We start from the raw sequence: 16831 nt of genomic DNA, 5'->3' as shown, positions 1-16831 counted from the left end.
GTCAGACCGAGCGCGTAGAGTGCTCACGTGCCCGCAGTCAACCTCGGTATGCCCAAGTCCCCCGAAACCCTCACTCCGCGTCGCAAGTCGCGGCAGATCCGGGTCGGCAAGGTGCTCGTGGGCGGCGACGCCCCGGTGTCCGTGCAGTCGATGACCACGACGCAGACCACCAACATCAACGCGACGCTGCAGCAGATCGCCGAACTCACGGCGTCGGGCTGCGACATCGTCCGGGTCGCCGTCCCCACGCAGGACGACGCCGACGCGCTGGCGATCATCGCGAAGAAGTCGCAGATCCCCGTGATCGCCGACATCCACTTCCAGCCGAAGTACGTCTTCCAGGCGATCGACGCCGGCTGTGCCGCCGTCCGCGTCAACCCGGGCAACATCCGCAAGTTCGACGACCAGGTCGGCGCGATCGCCAAGGCCGCCAAGGACGCAGGCGTCTCGCTCCGCATCGGCGTGAACGCGGGGTCGCTCGAGCCGAGCCTGCTGCAGAAGTACGGCAAGGCCACCCCCGAGGCGCTCGTCGAGTCCGCGGTGTGGGAAGCCTCCCTGTTCGAGGAGCACGACTTCCACGACTTCAAGATCTCGGTCAAGCACAACGACCCGATCGTGATGGTCAAGGCCTACCGGCAGCTCGCCGCCGCCGGTGACTGGCCGCTGCACCTCGGCGTGACCGAGGCCGGCCCGGAGTTCCAGGGCACGATCAAGAGCGCCACCGCGTTCGGCATCCTGCTGGCCGAGGGCATCGGCGACACCATCCGCGTGTCGCTCTCCGCCCCGCCCGCGCAAGAGGTCAAGGTCGGCCTGCAGATCCTGCAGTCGCTCAACCTGCGCGAGCGCAAGCTCGAGATCGTCTCCTGCCCGAGCTGCGGTCGCGCGCAGGTCGACGTCTACCAGCTCGCGAACGACGTCACCAAGGGGCTCGAGGGCATGACCGTCCCGCTCCGCGTCGCCGTCATGGGCTGCGTCGTGAACGGCCCGGGCGAGGCGCGCGAGGCCGACCTCGGCGTCGCTTCGGGCAACGGCAAGGGGCAGATCTTCGTCAAGGGCCAGGTCGTCAAGACCGTGCCCGAGGCCGAGATCGTCCAGACGCTCATCAACGAGGCGAACCGCATCGCGGACGAGATGGGTCCGGCCGCCGCCACCGGCACGCCCCAGGTGATCATGGCGCCGTAGGCGCGACCACCCTCCGACCGGAGGCCCGGTGCCAGCTGGCACCGGGCCTCCGGTCCGTCGTCGTGCGGTGCTGGTGCCGGCGCCAGCGCCGGTCGGCACGGTGCGTGCTTCGCGCTTCCGTGCCGCGTTGATCGCCCCGTGCGAGCCTGCAGGCGCGCACGGAGCGGCTGGTGCCGCACCGGCCGATGAACCTCGCACCGTGCAGCTCTGCTCCGCGTCGCCGGCGGCGCCCGCGACGCGCGTGCCGGACCGGGGAACGCCGCGGAGGCCCGTTGCGGCTGCTCGACGCGCATCCCCTCCGCACGGTGCGGACTTCGCGAGCGGGCCGCCGGATTGACCGCCCCGTGCGAGGCAGCAGGCGCGCACGCAGCGGCTGCCGCCGCACCGGCCGACGAACCTCGCACCGTGCGGCTCCGCTCCGCGTCGCCCGCGGCGCGGCCGACGCGGGCGACGCACCGCGGACCGGCTCGGAGGCTCGCTGCGGCTGCTCGACGCGCGTCCCCTCCGCACAGTGCGGACTTCGCGAGCGGCCGCCGGGTTGATCGCCCGGTGCGAGCCTGCAGGCGCGCACGCAGCGGCTGGCGCCGCACGAGCCGGCGAACCGCGCACCGTGCCGAACCGCGCCGCTCGCGCCCAGCGGCGGGGACACCGCAGCGAACCCGCGCCGTCGGCCCGTCGCCACTAGGCTTGCCCCGTGGTCACACGGCTTTCGCATCTGTTCCTCCGTACGCTCCGCGACGACCCCTCCGACGCCGAGGTGACGAGCCACAAGCTGCTCGTCCGCGCCGGGTACGTCCGTCGCCAGTCCCCGGGGATCTTCGCCTGGCTGCCGCTCGGCCTCCGGGTGCGCGCCAAGATCGAGGCGATCATCCGCGACGAGATGGTCGCAGCCGGTGCGCAGGAGGTCCTGCTGCCCGCGCTCCTGCCCCGTGAGCCGTACGAGGCGACGAACCGCTGGACCGAGTACGGCGACGGCATGTTCCGCCTGCAGGACCGCAAGGGGTCCGACTACCTGCTCGCCCCCACGCACGAGGAGATGTTCGCGCTCCTGGTGAAGGACCTGTACTCGTCCTACAAGGACCTGCCGGTCACGCTGTTCCAGATCCAGGACAAGTACCGCGACGAGGCCCGGCCCCGTGCCGGGCTCCTGCGCGGCCGCGAGTTCACCATGAAGGACGCGTACTCGTTCGACCTCACCGACGAGGGCCTCGAGCGCAGCTACCAGGTCATGCGCGACGCGTACGAGAAGATCTTCGCCCGCCTCGGCCTCGACTACGTCATCGTCAAGGCCGACGCCGGCGCGATGGGCGGCTCCAAGTCCGAGGAGTTCCTGCACCCGATCGGCGTCGGCGAGGACACCTTCGTCCGCAGCGCCGGCGGCTACGCGGCCAACGTCGAGGCGTACGTCACCCCCGTCCCCGAGTCGCTGCCGATCGAGGGCCAGCCGGAGCCCGTGCTGCTGCCGGCGTCGGACACCCCGACGATCGACACGCTCGTCGCCCACGCGAACCAGGTCGCGCCGCGCGAGGGTGCACCGTGGACCGCGGCGGACACGCTGAAGAACGTCGTCCTCGCGCTCACCCACCTCGACGGCACGCGCGAGGTCGTGGTCGTCGGCCTGCCCGGTGACCGTGACGTCGACCTGAAGCGCGCCGAGGTGTCGTTCGCCCCGGCCGAGGTCGAGGCCGCCGGCGACGACGACTTCAAGAAGCACCGGGGCCTGGTGAAGGGCTACATCGGCCCGCAGGTCCTCGGCGCCGACAGCGCCACCGGCCTGCGCTACTTCGTCGACCCCCGTGTGGTCGACGGTACGAGCTGGATCACCGGCGCCAACGAGCGCGGCGTGCACGTCTCCGGCCTCGTCGCCGGCCGTGACTTCGTGGCCGACGGTGTCGTCGAGGTCTCCGACGTCCGTGCCGGTGACCCGTCCCCGGACGGCTCCGGCCCGCTCGAGACCGCGCGCGGCATGGAGATCGGGCACGTCTTCCAGCTCGGCCGGAAGTACGCCGAGGCGCTCGGTCTCAAGGTGCAGGACGAGAACGGCAAGCTCGCGACGGTCACGATGGGCTCGTACGGCATCGGCGTGACCCGCATCCTCGCGATCCTGGCCGAGTCCCACAACGACGAGAAGGGCCTGGTCTGGCCGAAGAACGTCGCGCCGTTCGACGTGCACATCGTCGCCACCGGCCGTGACCAGGTCGCCTACGAGCTGGCGGCTTCCGTCGTCGCCGAGCTCGAGGGCGAGCGGTTCGACGTGCTGTACGACGACCGCCCCAAGGTCTCGCCCGGCGTGAAGCTCCGTGACGCCGAACTGCTCGGCATGCCGATCGTCGTCGTCGCCGGTCGCGGCGCCGCCGAGGGCGTCGTCGAGCTGTGGGACCGCGCGACCGGCGACCGCCGCGACGTGCCTGTGGCCGAGCTGCTCGACGCGGTCCGCGCGATCTAGACGCGACGCCTGACGGACGGGCGCGCCCCGCTCAGCGGTGACGCGCCAGCGTCACGCGGGGGGCGCCGACCGAGCCTGCGAGGGCGGGGTGCGACGTCGCCACGGGCCTCCTGTCCGTCTCCTGGTTCTGGGGTACGCTTGTGGCCGACTTCTGCGCAGTTCCACCCCGCAGGAGCGACTCATCTGAATACGGAGGCACCTCGGTGAAGATCGATCTCGCAGTCCTGCGACTCATGGAGCGCGAGCGGGAGATCCCGTTCGACGAGCTCGTCCAGATCATCGAATCTGCCATCCTGACCGCCTACCAGAAGCACGCCGACGAGAACGGCGAGCCGGCCCACGCGCAGTCGCGTGTGGAGCTCGACCGCAAGTCCGGCGAGGTCAGCGTCTACGTCCCCGAGCTGGACGACGAGGGCACCGTCATCGGTGAAGCCGTCGACCAGCCGAGCGACTTCGGACGCATCGCAGCCTTCGCGGCGAAGCAGGTCATCAACCAGCGCCTGCGCGACATCGGCGACGACAAGATCCTCGGCGAGTTCCGCGGCAAGGAAGGCGACATCGTCGCGGGCGTGGTCCAGCAGGGCCCGAACCCGAAGATGGTGCACGTCGACCTCGGCACGATCGAGGCGATCCTGCCGCCCGAAGAGCAGGTGCCGGGGGAGTCGTACAAGCACGGCTCCCGCATCCGCGTCTACGTGACGAGCGTCGCCCGTGGCAACAAGGGCCCGCAGATCATCGTGTCGCGCACCCACCCGGGCCTCGTCCGGAAGCTCTTCGCACTCGAGGTCCCGGAGATCGCGTCCGGTGTCGTCGAGATCACCTCGCTCGCCCGCGAGGCCGGCCACCGCACGAAGATCGCCGTCAAGGCGAACGAGCCCGGCGTGAACGCGAAGGGTGCCTGCATCGGCGAGCTCGGCGCACGTGTCCGTGCGGTCACGAACGAGCTCGGTGCCGAGAAGATCGACATCGTCGACTACTCGTCCGACCTTGCATCGTTCGTCGCGAGCGCCCTGTCGCCTGCCAAGGTGACGAGCGCATTCGTGCTCGATGCCTCGACGAAGGCCGTCCGCGCGCTCGTGCCGGACTACCAGCTGTCGCTCGCGATCGGCAAGGAGGGGCAGAACGCCCGCCTCGCCGCGAAGCTCACCGGTGCCCGCATCGACATCCAGCCGGACTCCATCCTGGACGGCGAGGACTAGGACGATTTCGCTCCCGGCGCGCCCTGCGAGGGCGCGCCGGATCGCGCACGTCCGAGGCAAGGAGTAGAGTGGTTCCCGTCAGAACGTGCATCGGCAGTCGTCGTCGCGCTTCCCGATCCTCCCTCCTCCGAGTCGTCGCCCTGAGCGATGGCCGTGTCGTGGCGGATCCGAAGGCAGTCATGCCGGGCCGGGGAGCGTGGCTCACACCGACCGTCGATGCCTACGATCTGGCCGTCAAGCGCAGGGCTTTCCGCCGTGCGCTCCGGTTGGATCGCGATCCCGACACGTCCGCGGTGCTCGACCACATCGTCGGTCTCCCACAGGAACCGGCCGAGCGCCCGGACATGACAGAACAGGCTGAACGGCTTATGGACAACTGATGAACGGCTCGAAATGAGACCCGTCATCCATTGAGTCCTGCCCCTTCACGGGGTGGGACCCGTGAAGGAGAACAGTGGCTAAACCACGCGTACACGAGATCGCAAGCGAACTCGGCGTCGACAGCAAGACCGCACTCGAGAAGCTCAAGGAGCTCGGCGAGTTCGTCCGGGGTGCCAGCTCGAGCATCGAGCCCCCCGTGGCACGGAAGCTCCGTGCCGCCCTCCAGGCAGACGGTGCCCCCGCGGCGAAGCCCGCCGCCTCGGCCTCCGCGCCGAGCGCACCCGCCAAGGCCAGCGCGCCGAAGTCGAGTGCACCCAAGCCCGGCGGTCCCCGTCCGGGTCCGGCTCGTCCGGCACCGGCTCCCGAGCCCGAGGCCCCGGCAGCACCCGCTGCCGACGTCCCCGCACCGGCCGCACCGAAGTCCGTCGCCCAGCGACAGGCCGAGGCCGAGGCCGCGCAGAAGGCCCGTGCCGAGAAGCAGGCCGCTGAGAAGCAGGCCGCCGAGCAGGCAGGCGGGTCGACCGACGCTGCTCCGAAGTCCGACGCCGTGAAGCCGGGCACCAGCCCGAAGGCTCCCGCGGCAGCCGGTCCGAAGCCGGGTGGCCCCAAGCCCGGTGCACGTCCGGGCAACAACCCGTACTCGTCGAACCAGGGCATGGGCTCGCGCCCGCCGCGCCCCGGCAACAACCCGTACTCGTCCAACCAGGGCATGGGCCAGCGCCCGGCCGCCGGCGCAGCCGGTGGCGGTGGCATCCCGCGTCCGCAGCCCCCGCGTCCGGGCACGCCCCGTCCGGGTGCTCCGCGTCCGGGTGGTCCCGGTCAGGGCAACCGTCCCAACGGCTTCGGGCAGCGCCCGGGCCAGGGTGGTGGCCGTGGCGGCCCCGGTGCCCGTCCGGGTGCCGGCGGCGGTGCCGGTGGCGGCTTCCCGCGTCCGGCCTTCAGCGGCCCGCGTCCCGCCGGTGGCGGTGGCCGTGGTCGTGGCCCCGGTGGTGGTACCGCCGGTGCGTTCGGTCGCGGTGGCGGCAAGAGCCGTGCCCGCAAGTCGAAGCGGACGAAGCGCGCCGAGTACGAGATGCGTCAGGCACCGTCGCTCGGCGGTGTGCAGGTCCCTCGTGGCGACGGCAACACGGTCGTCCGACTCCGTCGTGGTGCGAGCATCTCGGACTTCGCGGACAAGATCGACGCCATGCCCGGCAACCTCGTGACGGTGCTGTTCCACCTCGGTGAGATGGCGACCGCGACCGAGTCGCTGGACGAGGCGACGTTCGAGGTCCTCGGTGACGAGCTGGGCTACAAGATCCAGATCGTCTCGCCCGAGGACGAGGACAAGGAGCTCCTCGAGGGCTTCGACATCGACCTCGACGCAGAACTCGAGGACGAAGACGACGACGTGCTGCAGCAGCGGCCGCCGGTGGTCACCGTCATGGGTCACGTCGACCACGGCAAGACCCGCCTCCTCGACGCGATCCGCAACTCGAAGGTCGTCGAGGGCGAGGCCGGTGGCATCACCCAGCACATCGGTGCCTACCAGATCGTCGCGCAGCACGAGGGCATCGACCGCCCGATCACCTTCATCGACACCCCGGGTCACGAAGCCTTCACAGCCATGCGTGCCCGTGGTGCCCAGGTGACGGACATCGCGATCCTCGTGGTCGCGGCGGACGACGGCATCATGCCGCAGACCATCGAGGCGTTGAACCACGCGCAGTCGGCCGGTGTGCCGATCGTCGTCGCGGTCAACAAGATCGACAAGGAAGGCGCGAACCCCGCCAAGGTCCGCCAGCAGCTCACCGAGTACAACCTGGTGGCCGAGGAGTACGGCGGCGACGTCATGTTCGTCGACGTGTCGGCGCGGCAGAACATCGGCATCCAGGAGCTCCTGGACGCCGTGCTGCTCACCGCGGACGCCGGTCTCGACCTGCGTGCGAACCCCGACAAGGACGCCCGTGGTGTCGCGATCGAGGCCCGGCTCGACAAGGGTCGCGGTGCAGTCGCCACGGTCCTCATCCAGTCCGGCACGCTCCACGTCGGTGACGCCATCGTGGCGGGCACGGCCTACGGCCGAGTCCGTGCGATGACGGACGAGAACGGGGTCGCGGTCAAGGCCGCGACGCCGAGCCGTCCGGTCCAGGTGCAGGGTCTGTCCTCGGTGCCCCGCGCCGGTGACACCTTCCTCGTCACCGAAGAGGACCGCACGGCGCGTCAGATCGCTGAGAAGCGTGAAGCCGCCGAGCGCAACGCCCTGCTGGCGAAGTCGCGCAAGCGCATCTCGCTCGAGGACTTCACCCGTGCGCTCGAAGAGGGCAAGGTCGAGTCGCTCAACCTCATCATCAAGGGTGACGTCTCCGGTGCCGTCGAGGCACTCGAGCAGTCGCTCCTGGACATCGAGGTCGACGACAGCGTCCAGCTCCGCATCCTGCACCGCGGTGTCGGTGCGATCACGGAGTCGGACATCGACCTCGCCACGATCGACAACGCCATCGTCATCGGCTTCAACGTCCGTCCGGACGTCAAGGCCCGTGAGCGTGCGGCGCGCGAAGGCATCGACGTGCGCTTCTACTCGGTCATCTACAACGCACTCGACGACATCGAGCAGTCCCTCAAGGGCATGCTCAAGCCCGAGTACGAAGAGGTCCAGTCGGGCGTCGCCGAGATCCGCGAGGTGTTCCGTTCCTCGAAGTTCGGCAACATCGCGGGTGTCATCGTCCGCTCCGGCACGATCACGCGCAACGCCAAGGCGCGCGTCATCCGCGAGGGTGTGGTGGTCGCCGATGGCCTGGCCATCGAGTCACTGCGTCGCTTCAAGGACGACGTGACCGAGGTCCGCACGGACTTCGAAGCCGGTATCGGTCTGGGCAAGTTCAACGACATCCAGATCGGCGACGAGGTCGAGACGACCGAACTCGTCGAGAAGCCGCGCGACTGATCGCGTGACTCCTCTGGGCCCCGGCCTCCCCACGCGGGAGGCCGGGGCCCGACCCCTTTCCCACGCAGGACCACCGGCGGGAAGCGTCCCGCCACTGCCTCAGGAGGCACCCAATGGCCGATCCGCAGCGCGCACGCAAGATGGCGGACCGCATCAAGGAAGTCGTCGCACGTCGACTCGACAAGGGTCTGCGGGACCCGCGACTCGGGTTCGTCACGATCACCGACGTCCGTGTGACCGGTGACCTGCAGCACGCGTCGATCTTCTACACCGTCTACGGCACCGACGAGGAGCGTGCGGACTCCGCCGCGGCGCTCAAGGCCGCGACCGGCATGCTCCGGTCCGAGGTCGGCAAGAACATCACCGCCCGGCTCACGCCGTCGCTCGAGTTCATCGCCGACGCCCTGCCCGAGACCTCGGCGCACATGGAGGACCTGCTCGTGCAGGCCCAGGTGCGCGACGAGCAGGTCCGCGCAGCCTCGGTCGGTGCGACGTACGCCGGGGACGCCGACCCGTACAAGCGCGACGAGGACGACGACGCCGACGACGACGCGGCCGAGACCGACGGCTCCGCCGAGCCGCGTTCCTAGACCCCGGGCAGCTGGTAGCCGCTCGCGTCGTCCCCGACGGCCAGCCCGTCACGCAGGAGCGACGCGAGCGCCCGGTCCCGTTGGTCGGCGTCCGGCCACACCGGTTCGATCTCGGACCGGGTGACCGGCACGTCGCTGGCGCGCAGCTCGGCCATGATCAGGCCGCGCACCTGGCGGTCACTGCCGGCGAACTTCGCCTGCCGCGGAGCCCTCGGCCCGTCGTGCTCCGGGTACCCGGCCGCACGCCACGCGCAGCGGTCCGCGATCGGGCACGCATCGCACGCGGGGGAGCGGGACACGCACACGAGCGCGCCGAGCTCCATCACGGCGGCGTTCGTGACAGCTGCGTCGTCGCGGTCCGCCGGCAGCACGGACTCCATCAGCGGGAGGTCCTGCTTCGCCTTCGCCGGCCCGGGTTCGCCCTGGCCGAGGACCGCACGTGCGAGCACGCGGCGCACGTTGACGTCCACGACCGGGTGCCGGTCGCCGTACGCGAAGACCGCGACGGCGCGGGCGGTGTAGTCGCCGATGCCCGGCAGGGCGAGCAGGGCGTCGACGTCGCGGGGCACGACGTTGCCGTGGTGGGTCGCGATGGCGGTCGCCGCCGCGTGCAGCGCGAGCGCGCGTCTCGGGTAGCCGAGCCGGTCCCAGGCACGCACCGCCTCGGACGGGGGCGAGTCCGCGAGGTCGCGAGGCGTCGGCCACCGGGTGAGCCACGCCTCCAGTCGGGGGACCACGCGCGCGACCTGCGTCTGCTGCAGCATGATCTCGCTGACGAGCGTCCCCCACGCGGGGAAGCCGGGGCGGCGCCACGGCAGGTCCCGAGCCTGCTGCCGGAACCACGCGATCAGCGGGGTCGCGATGTCGGGCCGTTCCGGCGTGGTCGACTCCTGCACACCGCCTCGCGCGGTCGGTTTGTCCACATCCGGTCTGGAGGCCCGACTCGCGTTCACCTCGACAGCCTACGGTGGACGCATGGCACGCTGGGCACCCGAAGAGACCGACACGATGGCTGCGATCGCCGCAGAGGCGATCGCGCAGGTCGGCACGAACCGCACGGTCATCGGCGTCGACGGGCAGGACGGCACCGACCTCGAACGGGTCGCGGCCGCGCTCGTCACCGGTTTCGAGCGGCACGGTGTCTCCGCGATGGCCGCCGCCGCGCCGTCCGCCGACCAGGACACGCTCCGGTCCGACCTGGTGACGCCCTTCCGCACGACCGGAGCCGGTGACGGTGTCCTGATCGTGCACGGGCGGGGCATCCTGGCCCCCGGGGTCCGTACCCTGTGGCGCTGGTCGCTGTGGGTCGAGCAGGAGTCCGGCCGACTCGAGCGCCGCGCCGACGTGAAGATCGCGGCCTCCGCCGTGCTCGACGTCACCGATCCCGAGCACCCCCGCCGCGAGTGGAACGACGCCTGCTGACCGGCGCTGGTAATCTCGCCTGGTGCTCGAAACCGCGCCGGACGGCATCCTCCTCGTCGACAAACCGCAGGGGATCTCCAGCCACCGGGTGGTCTCCATCGCCCGTCGGCGCCTCGGCCTGAAGAAGGTCGGCCACGCCGGCACCCTCGACCCCATGGCGACGGGGCTGCTGCTGCTCGGCATCGGGCCGTCCACCCGGTTGCTGACGCACCTGGTGGGCCTTGACAAGACCTACACGGCGACCATCCGGCTCGGTGTCTCCACGGACTCCGACGACGCCGACGGCACCCCGACCGCTGCTGTCGGTGTGGGAACTGCCGACGTCTCGGACGACGCCGTCGAGACCGCCGTCGCAGCACAGCGGGGCGTGATCGACCAGGTCCCTTCCACGGTCAGCGCGATCAAGGTCGACGGGCGCCGCGCCTACGACCTGGCGCGCAAGGGCGAGGCGGTGGAGCTCAAGTCCCGCACGGTGACCGTCTCGCAGTTCGACGTCACCACGCGGAACGAGCGGACCGTCGCCGTCGACGGCACCGACGTCGCCGTGGTGGACCTCGACGTCGTCGTGACCTGCTCGTCGGGCACCTACGTCCGCGCGCTCGCCCGTGACGTCGGCGCTGCCCTCGGCACCGGGGCGCACCTCGTCGCCCTCCGTCGGACCCGCGTCGGACCGTTCGACGTGCAGGACGCCATCGACCTCGAGGACGACGCCGTCGACGTCCGCGCCGCGCTCGCACGTCCGGCGGACATCGCCCGGCGACTCTTCTCGTCGGTGACGCTCGACGCAGCCTCGGCGAAGGACCTCACCGACGGCAAGCGTGTCGCGGCCGAGCACCCCGACTCGGACGGACCGGTGGCAGCGGTCACCGGGCCCGACGACCGGCTGGTCGGCCTCGTCTCCGTCCGCCGGGGGCTGCTCCGGGTCATCACGAACTTCCCGACGCCCGGAGCGTCGTCCTCCTCGCAGACCGGAGCCCGCGCGTGATCGAGTGGTACATGTGGGTGCAGCTGGTGCTCGCCGTCGTGGTGGGGTTCTTCGCGGTCGTCGTGGGGTTCATCGGCTGGAAGCCGAACGACTACACCGTCGGCGCCCTCGTGCTCATCGAGTTGCTGCTCCTTGCGCAGGGCGTCATCTCGATCGTGCTGCCGGCGACGGGCAGCCCGCCCGACGGCAACGCGCTCGAGTTCGGCGTGTACGCCGTTTCGGTGCTGCTCGTCCCACCGGCCGCGGTCGTGTGGGCACTGATCGACCGCACGAAGTGGAGCACCGTGGTGCTCGGCGCGGGGGCCTTCACCGTCGCGGTGATGGTCTACCGGATGTACCAGATCTGGTTCGCGCTGAACTGACGCCGGAGGTCATGCGCGCAGCCGCGCGTCGGTAGAATCGGTGCAATGGCGACCAGATCCTCACTCGCGACCGGCATCGGCCGCGTCCTCATCGCCGTGTACGGCATCCTCGCGCTGGCGGCGACCGGACGCAGCGTCGTGCAGATCATCGAGAAGTTCTCGTTCGCACCGTTCGCGTACACACTCAGTGCCGTCGCTGCGGTCGTCTACATCGTCGCGATGATCGCCCTCATCGTGCCCGGCCGGTTCTGGTACCGGGTCGCCTGCGTCACGATCGTGTTCGAGATGACCGGCGTGCTCGTCATCGGCACCCTGTCGCTGTTCGACCGCCAGCTGTTCCCCGACGACACCATCTGGTCGTACTACGGCTTGGGCTACGCCTTCGCGCCGCTCGTGCTGCCGATCGCCGGGCTCTGGTGGCTCCGCAAGCACCACCGCACCGCGGTCACCGAGCCGTCGGCACCGGCTGCGTCCTCGTCCACCGCCCCGGCGAGCGAGTAGGAGCCACCGTGCAGTTCTACGAGGACACCGCCGACGTGGCGGACGGGTTCGGCCCGAGCGCCGTCACCATCGGCAAGTTCGACGGCGTGCACGTCGGGCACCGAGCCGTCATCGCACACCTCGAGCGTGCCGCCCGCGAGCACGACCTCGTGGCCACCGTGGTCACGTTCGACCGCCACCCGCTCAACGTCATCGACCCGCCGCACGTCCCGCCGGCCCTGACGAGCACCGCGCAGCGCCGCGAACTGCTCGAGGACGCCGGGGTCGACGCCACCCTGCTGCTCCGGTTCGACCAGGAACTGCAGTCGAAGTCGCCCGAGGCGTTCGTGTCCGAGATCCTCGTCGACACCCTGCACGCCCGGCTCGTCTTCGTCGGCAGCGACTTCCGCTTCGGTGCGAAGGGCGCCGGTGACGTCGCGCTGCTGCGGACCCTGGGGGAGCAGCACGGCTTCACCGTCGAGCTCATCGACGACGTGGACCTGATCGACGACGTCCGACCCGACGGTGAGCGCCGGGTGTCCTCCACCTGGATCCGGGAGCTCCTGGGCCAGGGCCGCGTGGCCGAAGCCGCACGACTCCTCGGGCGGGAACACGCCGTGCGGAGCGTCGTGGTGCACGGCAACCAGCGCGGCCGGGCGATGGGGTACCCCACCGCGAACCTCGACCCGGCGTGCGAGGGCTTCGTCCCCGCCGACGGCGTCTACGCCGCCCGGGTGTTGCACGAGGGCATCGTCTACCCGGCAGCGGTGTCGGTCGGCAACAACCCGACGTTCGAGGGTGTGCCGGCGAAGCAGATCGAGGCGCACCTGCTCGACGTCGACATCGACCTGTACGGCGATCGGATCTCGGTGCTCTTCGTGTCGTACGTGCGCGGCATGGTGAAGTTCTCGTCGATGGACGAGCTCGCCGCGCAGATGCGGCAGGACGACCTGGACATCCGGCTGCTGCTCGGACTGCCCGCGCCGGTCTGACCTGCCGAGCACACTGGTTCCCCCCGCACGACGACGCCCCCGTGACCGATCGGTCACGGGGGCGTCGTTCGTGGTTCGGAAGCTCAGCCGCCCAGGGCGTCGAGCCAGATCTTGCGGGCATCGAGGGCTTCCTGCGCGTCCTTGATCTTCCGGGCGTCACCGGTGGCCTGCGCCGCGGCGAGCTCGGACTGGAGCTTGCCGATCGCGTCTTCCAGCTGGCTCGCGAGGCCGTTCTGACGGGCCTTGCGCTCCGGGTTCGATTCCTTCCAGTGCGCGTCCTCGAGCCCACGGACGTGGTCCTCGATGGCACGCAGGCGGTCCTCGACCCGACGGACGTCACCGCGGGGGACCTTGCCGATCTCGTCCCAGCGCCGCTGGATGCCGGTGAGGGTCTTGCGCGCGGCGACCCGGTCGGTCGCCTGCAGGAGCGGCTCGGCCTCGGTCAGCAGGGCCTGCTTCGCCTCGAGGTTGGCGGAGAACTCTTCGTTCTCGGCTGCGCTCTCGGCGTGGCGCTGCTCGAACAGCACGTCTCCGGCGGCCTTGAAGCGTGCCCAGAGTGCGTCGTCGTGGCGCTTGCCGGCACGTCCGGCGTTCTTCCAGTCGTCGAGGAGCTGGCGGTAGTCCGGGATCGCGTCGGAACCGCGGGGCGCGAGGGCTTCGGCCTGCGCCACGAGCTCCTGCTTGCGGGTCCGGGCGTCACGGTGCTGTGCGTCCAGCTCGGAGTAGAAGGCACGACGGTGCTGGTCGACGGTGGACCGCGCTGCGCGGAACCGCTTCCACAGGTCGTTGGCCTCGTTCTTGGGGATCCGCGGCCCGTCGTGCTGGTGCTGCTGCCAGCGCGCGAACACGTCGTCGAGCTGCGCCGTGATCTGCTTCCACTGCGCGCGTGCGGGGTCCACCGCGGCGAGTGCCTCGGCTTCCTCCACCAGGGCGGTGCGGTGCGCCAGGGCGTCCTGCAGGGCCTGCTGCGCCTGCTCCGCCTGCTCCTTGGTGAGCGAGCCGAGCTGCTCGGCGAGGACGCCGACGCGGGTCTCGAGTGACTTGATGTCACCCACCACCCGCGCGTCGGCGACCAGGGCCGTCAGGTGCTCGACCGTCCGGGCGACGTCGTTCGCCGACGCACCGCGCTGGACGCGCTGCTCGGCGATCTTCACCTGCCCCTCGAGGTCGGCGTACTTCCGCGCGAAGTAGGCGAGGGCTTCTTCGGGGGTGGCGTCCGGGTACTCACCGACAGCACGTTCGGTCTCTTCGTACCGGACGTACACGGTCCCGTTCTCGTCGACCCGCCCCCAGGTCGTTGCTTCGTCAGATCCCACAGGTCTCGCCTCGATCGTGGTCGTGCATCGCCGACGTCACCGTCGGCACGGTCAGGTCGTCAGCCTATTGCACGGACGGGCTCCGCCGCCCGACCGGTGCGACGGGTTGTGGACTACTTCTGCTCCGCGATGGTCGCGTCGGTGATCTTCGTCGCCACCTTCGGCTCACCGGTGCCGTCGCTACCGGGGGACGCGATGCCCTTCGCGGCGATCTCCGACTCGAGCTCGGACAGCCCGCTCGTGACCTTGCCGACGACCGTGTAGCCGCCCGTGGAGCCGTCGAGCGTGGTGTCCCCGTAGACGATGAAGAACTGCGTCGACTGCGAGTACGGGGAGTCCGACCGCGCGATCGCGATGGTGCCCTTCTCGTAGACGCCGTCCTCCGGCACGTTCTCGAGCGGGCCGTACTCGAAGCCGGCGTCGCCGGTGCCGTCGCCGTTCGCGGAGCCGCACTGCAGGAACTTCAGCCCGTCGCTGTCGGCGAGCCGGTGGCAGGTGGTGCCGTTGTAGAACTGCTCACGGATCAACGAGATCTCGGCACTCGTGGCCTGCGGCGCCTTCGCACCGTCCAGCTCGATGCCGAGGTCGATGCTCTTGTTCAGCGTGAGCGTGCCGGTCCAGGTGGCGCCCTTCGCGATCGACTTGCTCGGCACGTCGCCGGTGTTGGCGGCCGTGGCGCTGGCCGACGGCGTGGCCGTCGACGACGCAGAGGCGCTCGGGGCCGGTGCGTCCGACCCTCGCGATCCGGCGAAGGCGAGCTGCGACCCGGTGGCGAGGGCCGCGACGAGGACGAGGGCACCGGCACCGATCAGGTTGTCCCGCACGCGGCGGCGTCGCTGCCGCTCGTGGAGGCCCTGGCGGGCCTGGTAGAGGCGGAGGCGCTCGCGCGCCTCTCGGTTGTCACGGGCTGGGTTCTTCGGTGCCACGGTGCTGGTCTGCCCTCTCGTCGCAGTGTGCAACGAGCGTAGCCGAACGGTCACCACCACCACCTGGCGGGAGGCGCGGCCTGCGTCGGTGGACCGGCCTACGATTGCAGGATGGCAGCGGATCGTTCGGGAATGCACGCGCCCACCACGGGTGGTCGCGCCGGTCTCGCGCAGGGTTCCGTCCCGCTCGCCGTCCGGATGCGCCCCACCAGCCTCGACGAGGTCGCCGGTCAGCAGCACCTGCTCGGCCGGGGTTCGCCCCTGGTGCAGCTCGCCACCGGCACGCGTGAGAACCCCGGCGGGGTCTCCGTCATCCTGTGGGGACCGCCCGGTACCGGCAAGACCACGCTGGCGCAGGCCATCGCACGGCAGTCCGGTCGCGAGTTCGTCGAGCTCTCCGCCGTGACCGCCGGCGTGAAGGACGTGCGCGAGGTCATGGAGAAGGCCCTGACCCACCGCGACCTGTACGGGTCGACCACGGTGCTGTTCCTCGACGAGATCCACCGGTTCAGCAAGGCCCAGCAGGACGCCCTGCTGCCCGGCGTCGAGAACGGGTGGGTCATCCTGATCGCCGCCACCACCGAGAACCCGTCGTTCTCGGTCATCTCGCCCCTGTTGTCCCGCTCGCTGCTCCTGACGCTCAAACCGCTCACCGATCCCGACCTCGGCATGCTCGTCGACCGCGCGGTGGAGGACCCCCGCGGGCTCGGCGGTGCCGTCGTCCTCGGTGACGAAGCCCGCAGTGCGATCATCCGCCTCGCGTCCGGCGACGCCCGACGTGCCCTGACCGCGCTCGAGGCCGCGGCGGCGTCGGCCACCGCCGCGCAGGACGAGGACGACGACACCGTGCCCGTCGTCGACGCCGACACCGTCGCGGCCGCGGTCGACCGGGCCCTGCTGCGTTACGACCGACAGGGCGACGAGCACTACGACGTCATCAGCGCGTTCATCAAGTCGGTGCGGGGGAGCGACGTCGACGCGGCCCTGCACTATCTCGCCCGGATGATCGAGGCAGGCGAGGACTCCCGGTTCATCGCGCGCCGGATCATCATCTCCGCGTCCGAGGACATCGGCATGGCCGATCCCCAGGCGCTCCCCATCGCGGTCGCCGCGGCCCAGGCCGTGCAGCTCATCGGGATGCCCGAGGGGCGGATCCCGCTGGCCGAGGCCGTCGTGTACCTGGCGACGGCGCCGAAGTCGAACGCCGCCTACAACGGCATCAACCAGGCGATGGCCGACGTCAAGGCGGGGCGCATGGGCACGGTCCCGATGCACCTGCGCGACGCGCACTACGCCGGGGCGAAGCGGCTCGGGCACGGCAAGGGGTACGTCTACTCCCACGACGCCGAGCACGGGGTCGCCGAGCAGCAGTACCTGCCGGACGCACTCGAGGGCACCGAGTACTACACGCCGACGGCCAACGGCTACGAGCGCGAGGTCGGGCCGCGGCTCGAACGACTCCGGAAGATCACACGCGGCCACTAGCGTCGGTGCTTCTGCGCTCGCCCCGATGCTGCTAGCATTGCCGGGCCTACGTCCTGGTCCTCGAGCACGGCTGCGTCGAGGACAGAGTGCCACTCCGGTGGTACGGGGGCAGAGGTTCGGACTGTAGCCGTCCGATCCC

The 16831-nt window shown here is 70.7% G+C and carries 15 protein-coding genes; 12 read left to right on the top strand and 3 right to left on the bottom strand.

All coding sequences use genetic code 11. From position 1 onward, the window contains the following. Positions 1 to 27: 27 nt before the first annotated feature. From ispG to rbfA, 6 genes are all read left to right on the top strand, one after another. Entirely contained in the window at positions 28 to 1182 is a 1155-nt protein-coding gene (gene ispG / locus DEI98_RS08900; RefSeq protein ID WP_181437988.1) for a flavodoxin-dependent (E)-4-hydroxy-3-methylbut-2-enyl-diphosphate synthase, read from the top strand. A 694-nt stretch (positions 1183 to 1876) separates the two neighbouring features. Then, the gene (locus DEI98_RS08895) at positions 1877 to 3628 is read left to right on the top strand and encodes a proline--tRNA ligase (protein WP_111029245.1); all 1752 of its coding nucleotides are present in this window, start codon (positions 1877 to 1879) and stop codon (positions 3626 to 3628) included. Between the two features lie 203 nt (positions 3629 to 3831). Next, positions 3832 to 4827, top strand: coding sequence for a transcription termination factor NusA (nusA, locus tag DEI98_RS08890; RefSeq protein WP_071414715.1), 996 nt, complete (start codon positions 3832 to 3834; stop codon positions 4825 to 4827). Positions 4828 to 4895: 68 nt separating this feature from the next. After that, on the top strand, positions 4896 to 5207 hold the full coding sequence (locus DEI98_RS08885) for a YlxR family protein (RefSeq protein WP_031259737.1): 312 nt from the start codon (positions 4896 to 4898) through the stop codon (positions 5205 to 5207). A gap of 74 nt (positions 5208 to 5281) precedes the next feature. Next, entirely contained in the window at positions 5282 to 8134 is a 2853-nt protein-coding gene (infB, locus tag DEI98_RS08880; RefSeq protein ID WP_110864590.1) for a translation initiation factor IF-2, read from the top strand. A gap of 113 nt (positions 8135 to 8247) precedes the next feature. Further along, entirely contained in the window at positions 8248 to 8724 is a 477-nt protein-coding gene (gene rbfA / locus DEI98_RS08875; protein ID WP_110864589.1) for a 30S ribosome-binding factor RbfA, read from the top strand. Here the strand turns inward: rbfA and DEI98_RS08870 are convergent. Continuing rightward, positions 8721 to 9647, bottom strand: a complete 927-nt coding sequence (locus DEI98_RS08870) for an A/G-specific adenine glycosylase (protein WP_375334812.1) — start codon at positions 9645 to 9647, stop codon at positions 8721 to 8723. The genes rbfA and DEI98_RS08870 overlap by 4 nt on opposite strands. 52 nt (positions 9648 to 9699) lie before the next feature. Here DEI98_RS08870 and DEI98_RS08865 point away from each other — a divergent pair, with 52 nt between their 5' ends. The 5 genes from DEI98_RS08865 to DEI98_RS08845 are packed head-to-tail and all read left to right on the top strand — an operon-like array spanning position 9700 to position 12965. Next, positions 9700 to 10146 carry a hypothetical protein gene (locus DEI98_RS08865; protein WP_111100525.1) on the top strand — a complete coding sequence of 149 codons (447 nt, stop codon included), beginning with the start codon at positions 9700 to 9702 and terminating at the stop codon, positions 10144 to 10146. A gap of 22 nt (positions 10147 to 10168) precedes the next feature. Beyond that, positions 10169 to 11131 (top strand): tRNA pseudouridine(55) synthase TruB, encoded by a 963-nt coding sequence (truB, locus tag DEI98_RS08860; RefSeq protein WP_111100524.1) that lies wholly within the window; start codon positions 10169 to 10171, stop codon positions 11129 to 11131. Further along, positions 11128 to 11493: a hypothetical protein gene (locus tag DEI98_RS08855; protein WP_111100523.1), complete on the top strand. Its 366-nt coding sequence runs from the start codon at positions 11128 to 11130 to the stop codon at positions 11491 to 11493. Before truB ends, DEI98_RS08855 begins: the two co-directional genes overlap by 4 nt. Before the next feature lie 45 nt (positions 11494 to 11538). After that, complete coding sequence (locus DEI98_RS08850; protein ID WP_110891558.1) at positions 11539 to 11994, top strand: hypothetical protein; 456 nt, start codon at positions 11539 to 11541, stop codon at positions 11992 to 11994. Positions 11995 to 12002: 8 nt separating this feature from the next. Further along, positions 12003 to 12965, top strand: coding sequence for a bifunctional riboflavin kinase/FAD synthetase (locus tag DEI98_RS08845; RefSeq protein ID WP_111100522.1), 963 nt, complete (start codon positions 12003 to 12005; stop codon positions 12963 to 12965). Between the two features lie 83 nt (positions 12966 to 13048). On the opposite strand, the gene DEI98_RS08840 is transcribed toward DEI98_RS08845, so the two are convergent. Then, positions 13049 to 14281, bottom strand: coding sequence for a DUF349 domain-containing protein (locus DEI98_RS08840; RefSeq protein ID WP_110864584.1), 1233 nt, complete (start codon positions 14279 to 14281; stop codon positions 13049 to 13051). Positions 14282 to 14394: 113 nt separating this feature from the next. Further along, complete coding sequence (locus tag DEI98_RS08835; RefSeq protein ID WP_111100521.1) at positions 14395 to 15207, bottom strand: peptidylprolyl isomerase; 813 nt, start codon at positions 15205 to 15207, stop codon at positions 14395 to 14397. A 132-nt stretch (positions 15208 to 15339) separates the two neighbouring features. Between DEI98_RS08835 and DEI98_RS08830 the strand changes: the two genes are divergently transcribed. After that, positions 15340 to 16692: a replication-associated recombination protein A gene (locus DEI98_RS08830; RefSeq protein ID WP_084740335.1), complete on the top strand. Its 1353-nt coding sequence runs from the start codon at positions 15340 to 15342 to the stop codon at positions 16690 to 16692. Positions 16693 to 16831 lie beyond the last annotated feature (139 nt).

It is taken from the genome of Curtobacterium sp. MCLR17_034, from assembly GCF_003234485.1.
Classification (GTDB): Bacteria; Actinomycetota; Actinomycetes; order Actinomycetales; family Microbacteriaceae; genus Curtobacterium; species Curtobacterium flaccumfaciens.
Note: the sequence above shows the minus strand (reverse complement) of the source record. Positions and strands in the feature narration are given on the sequence as shown.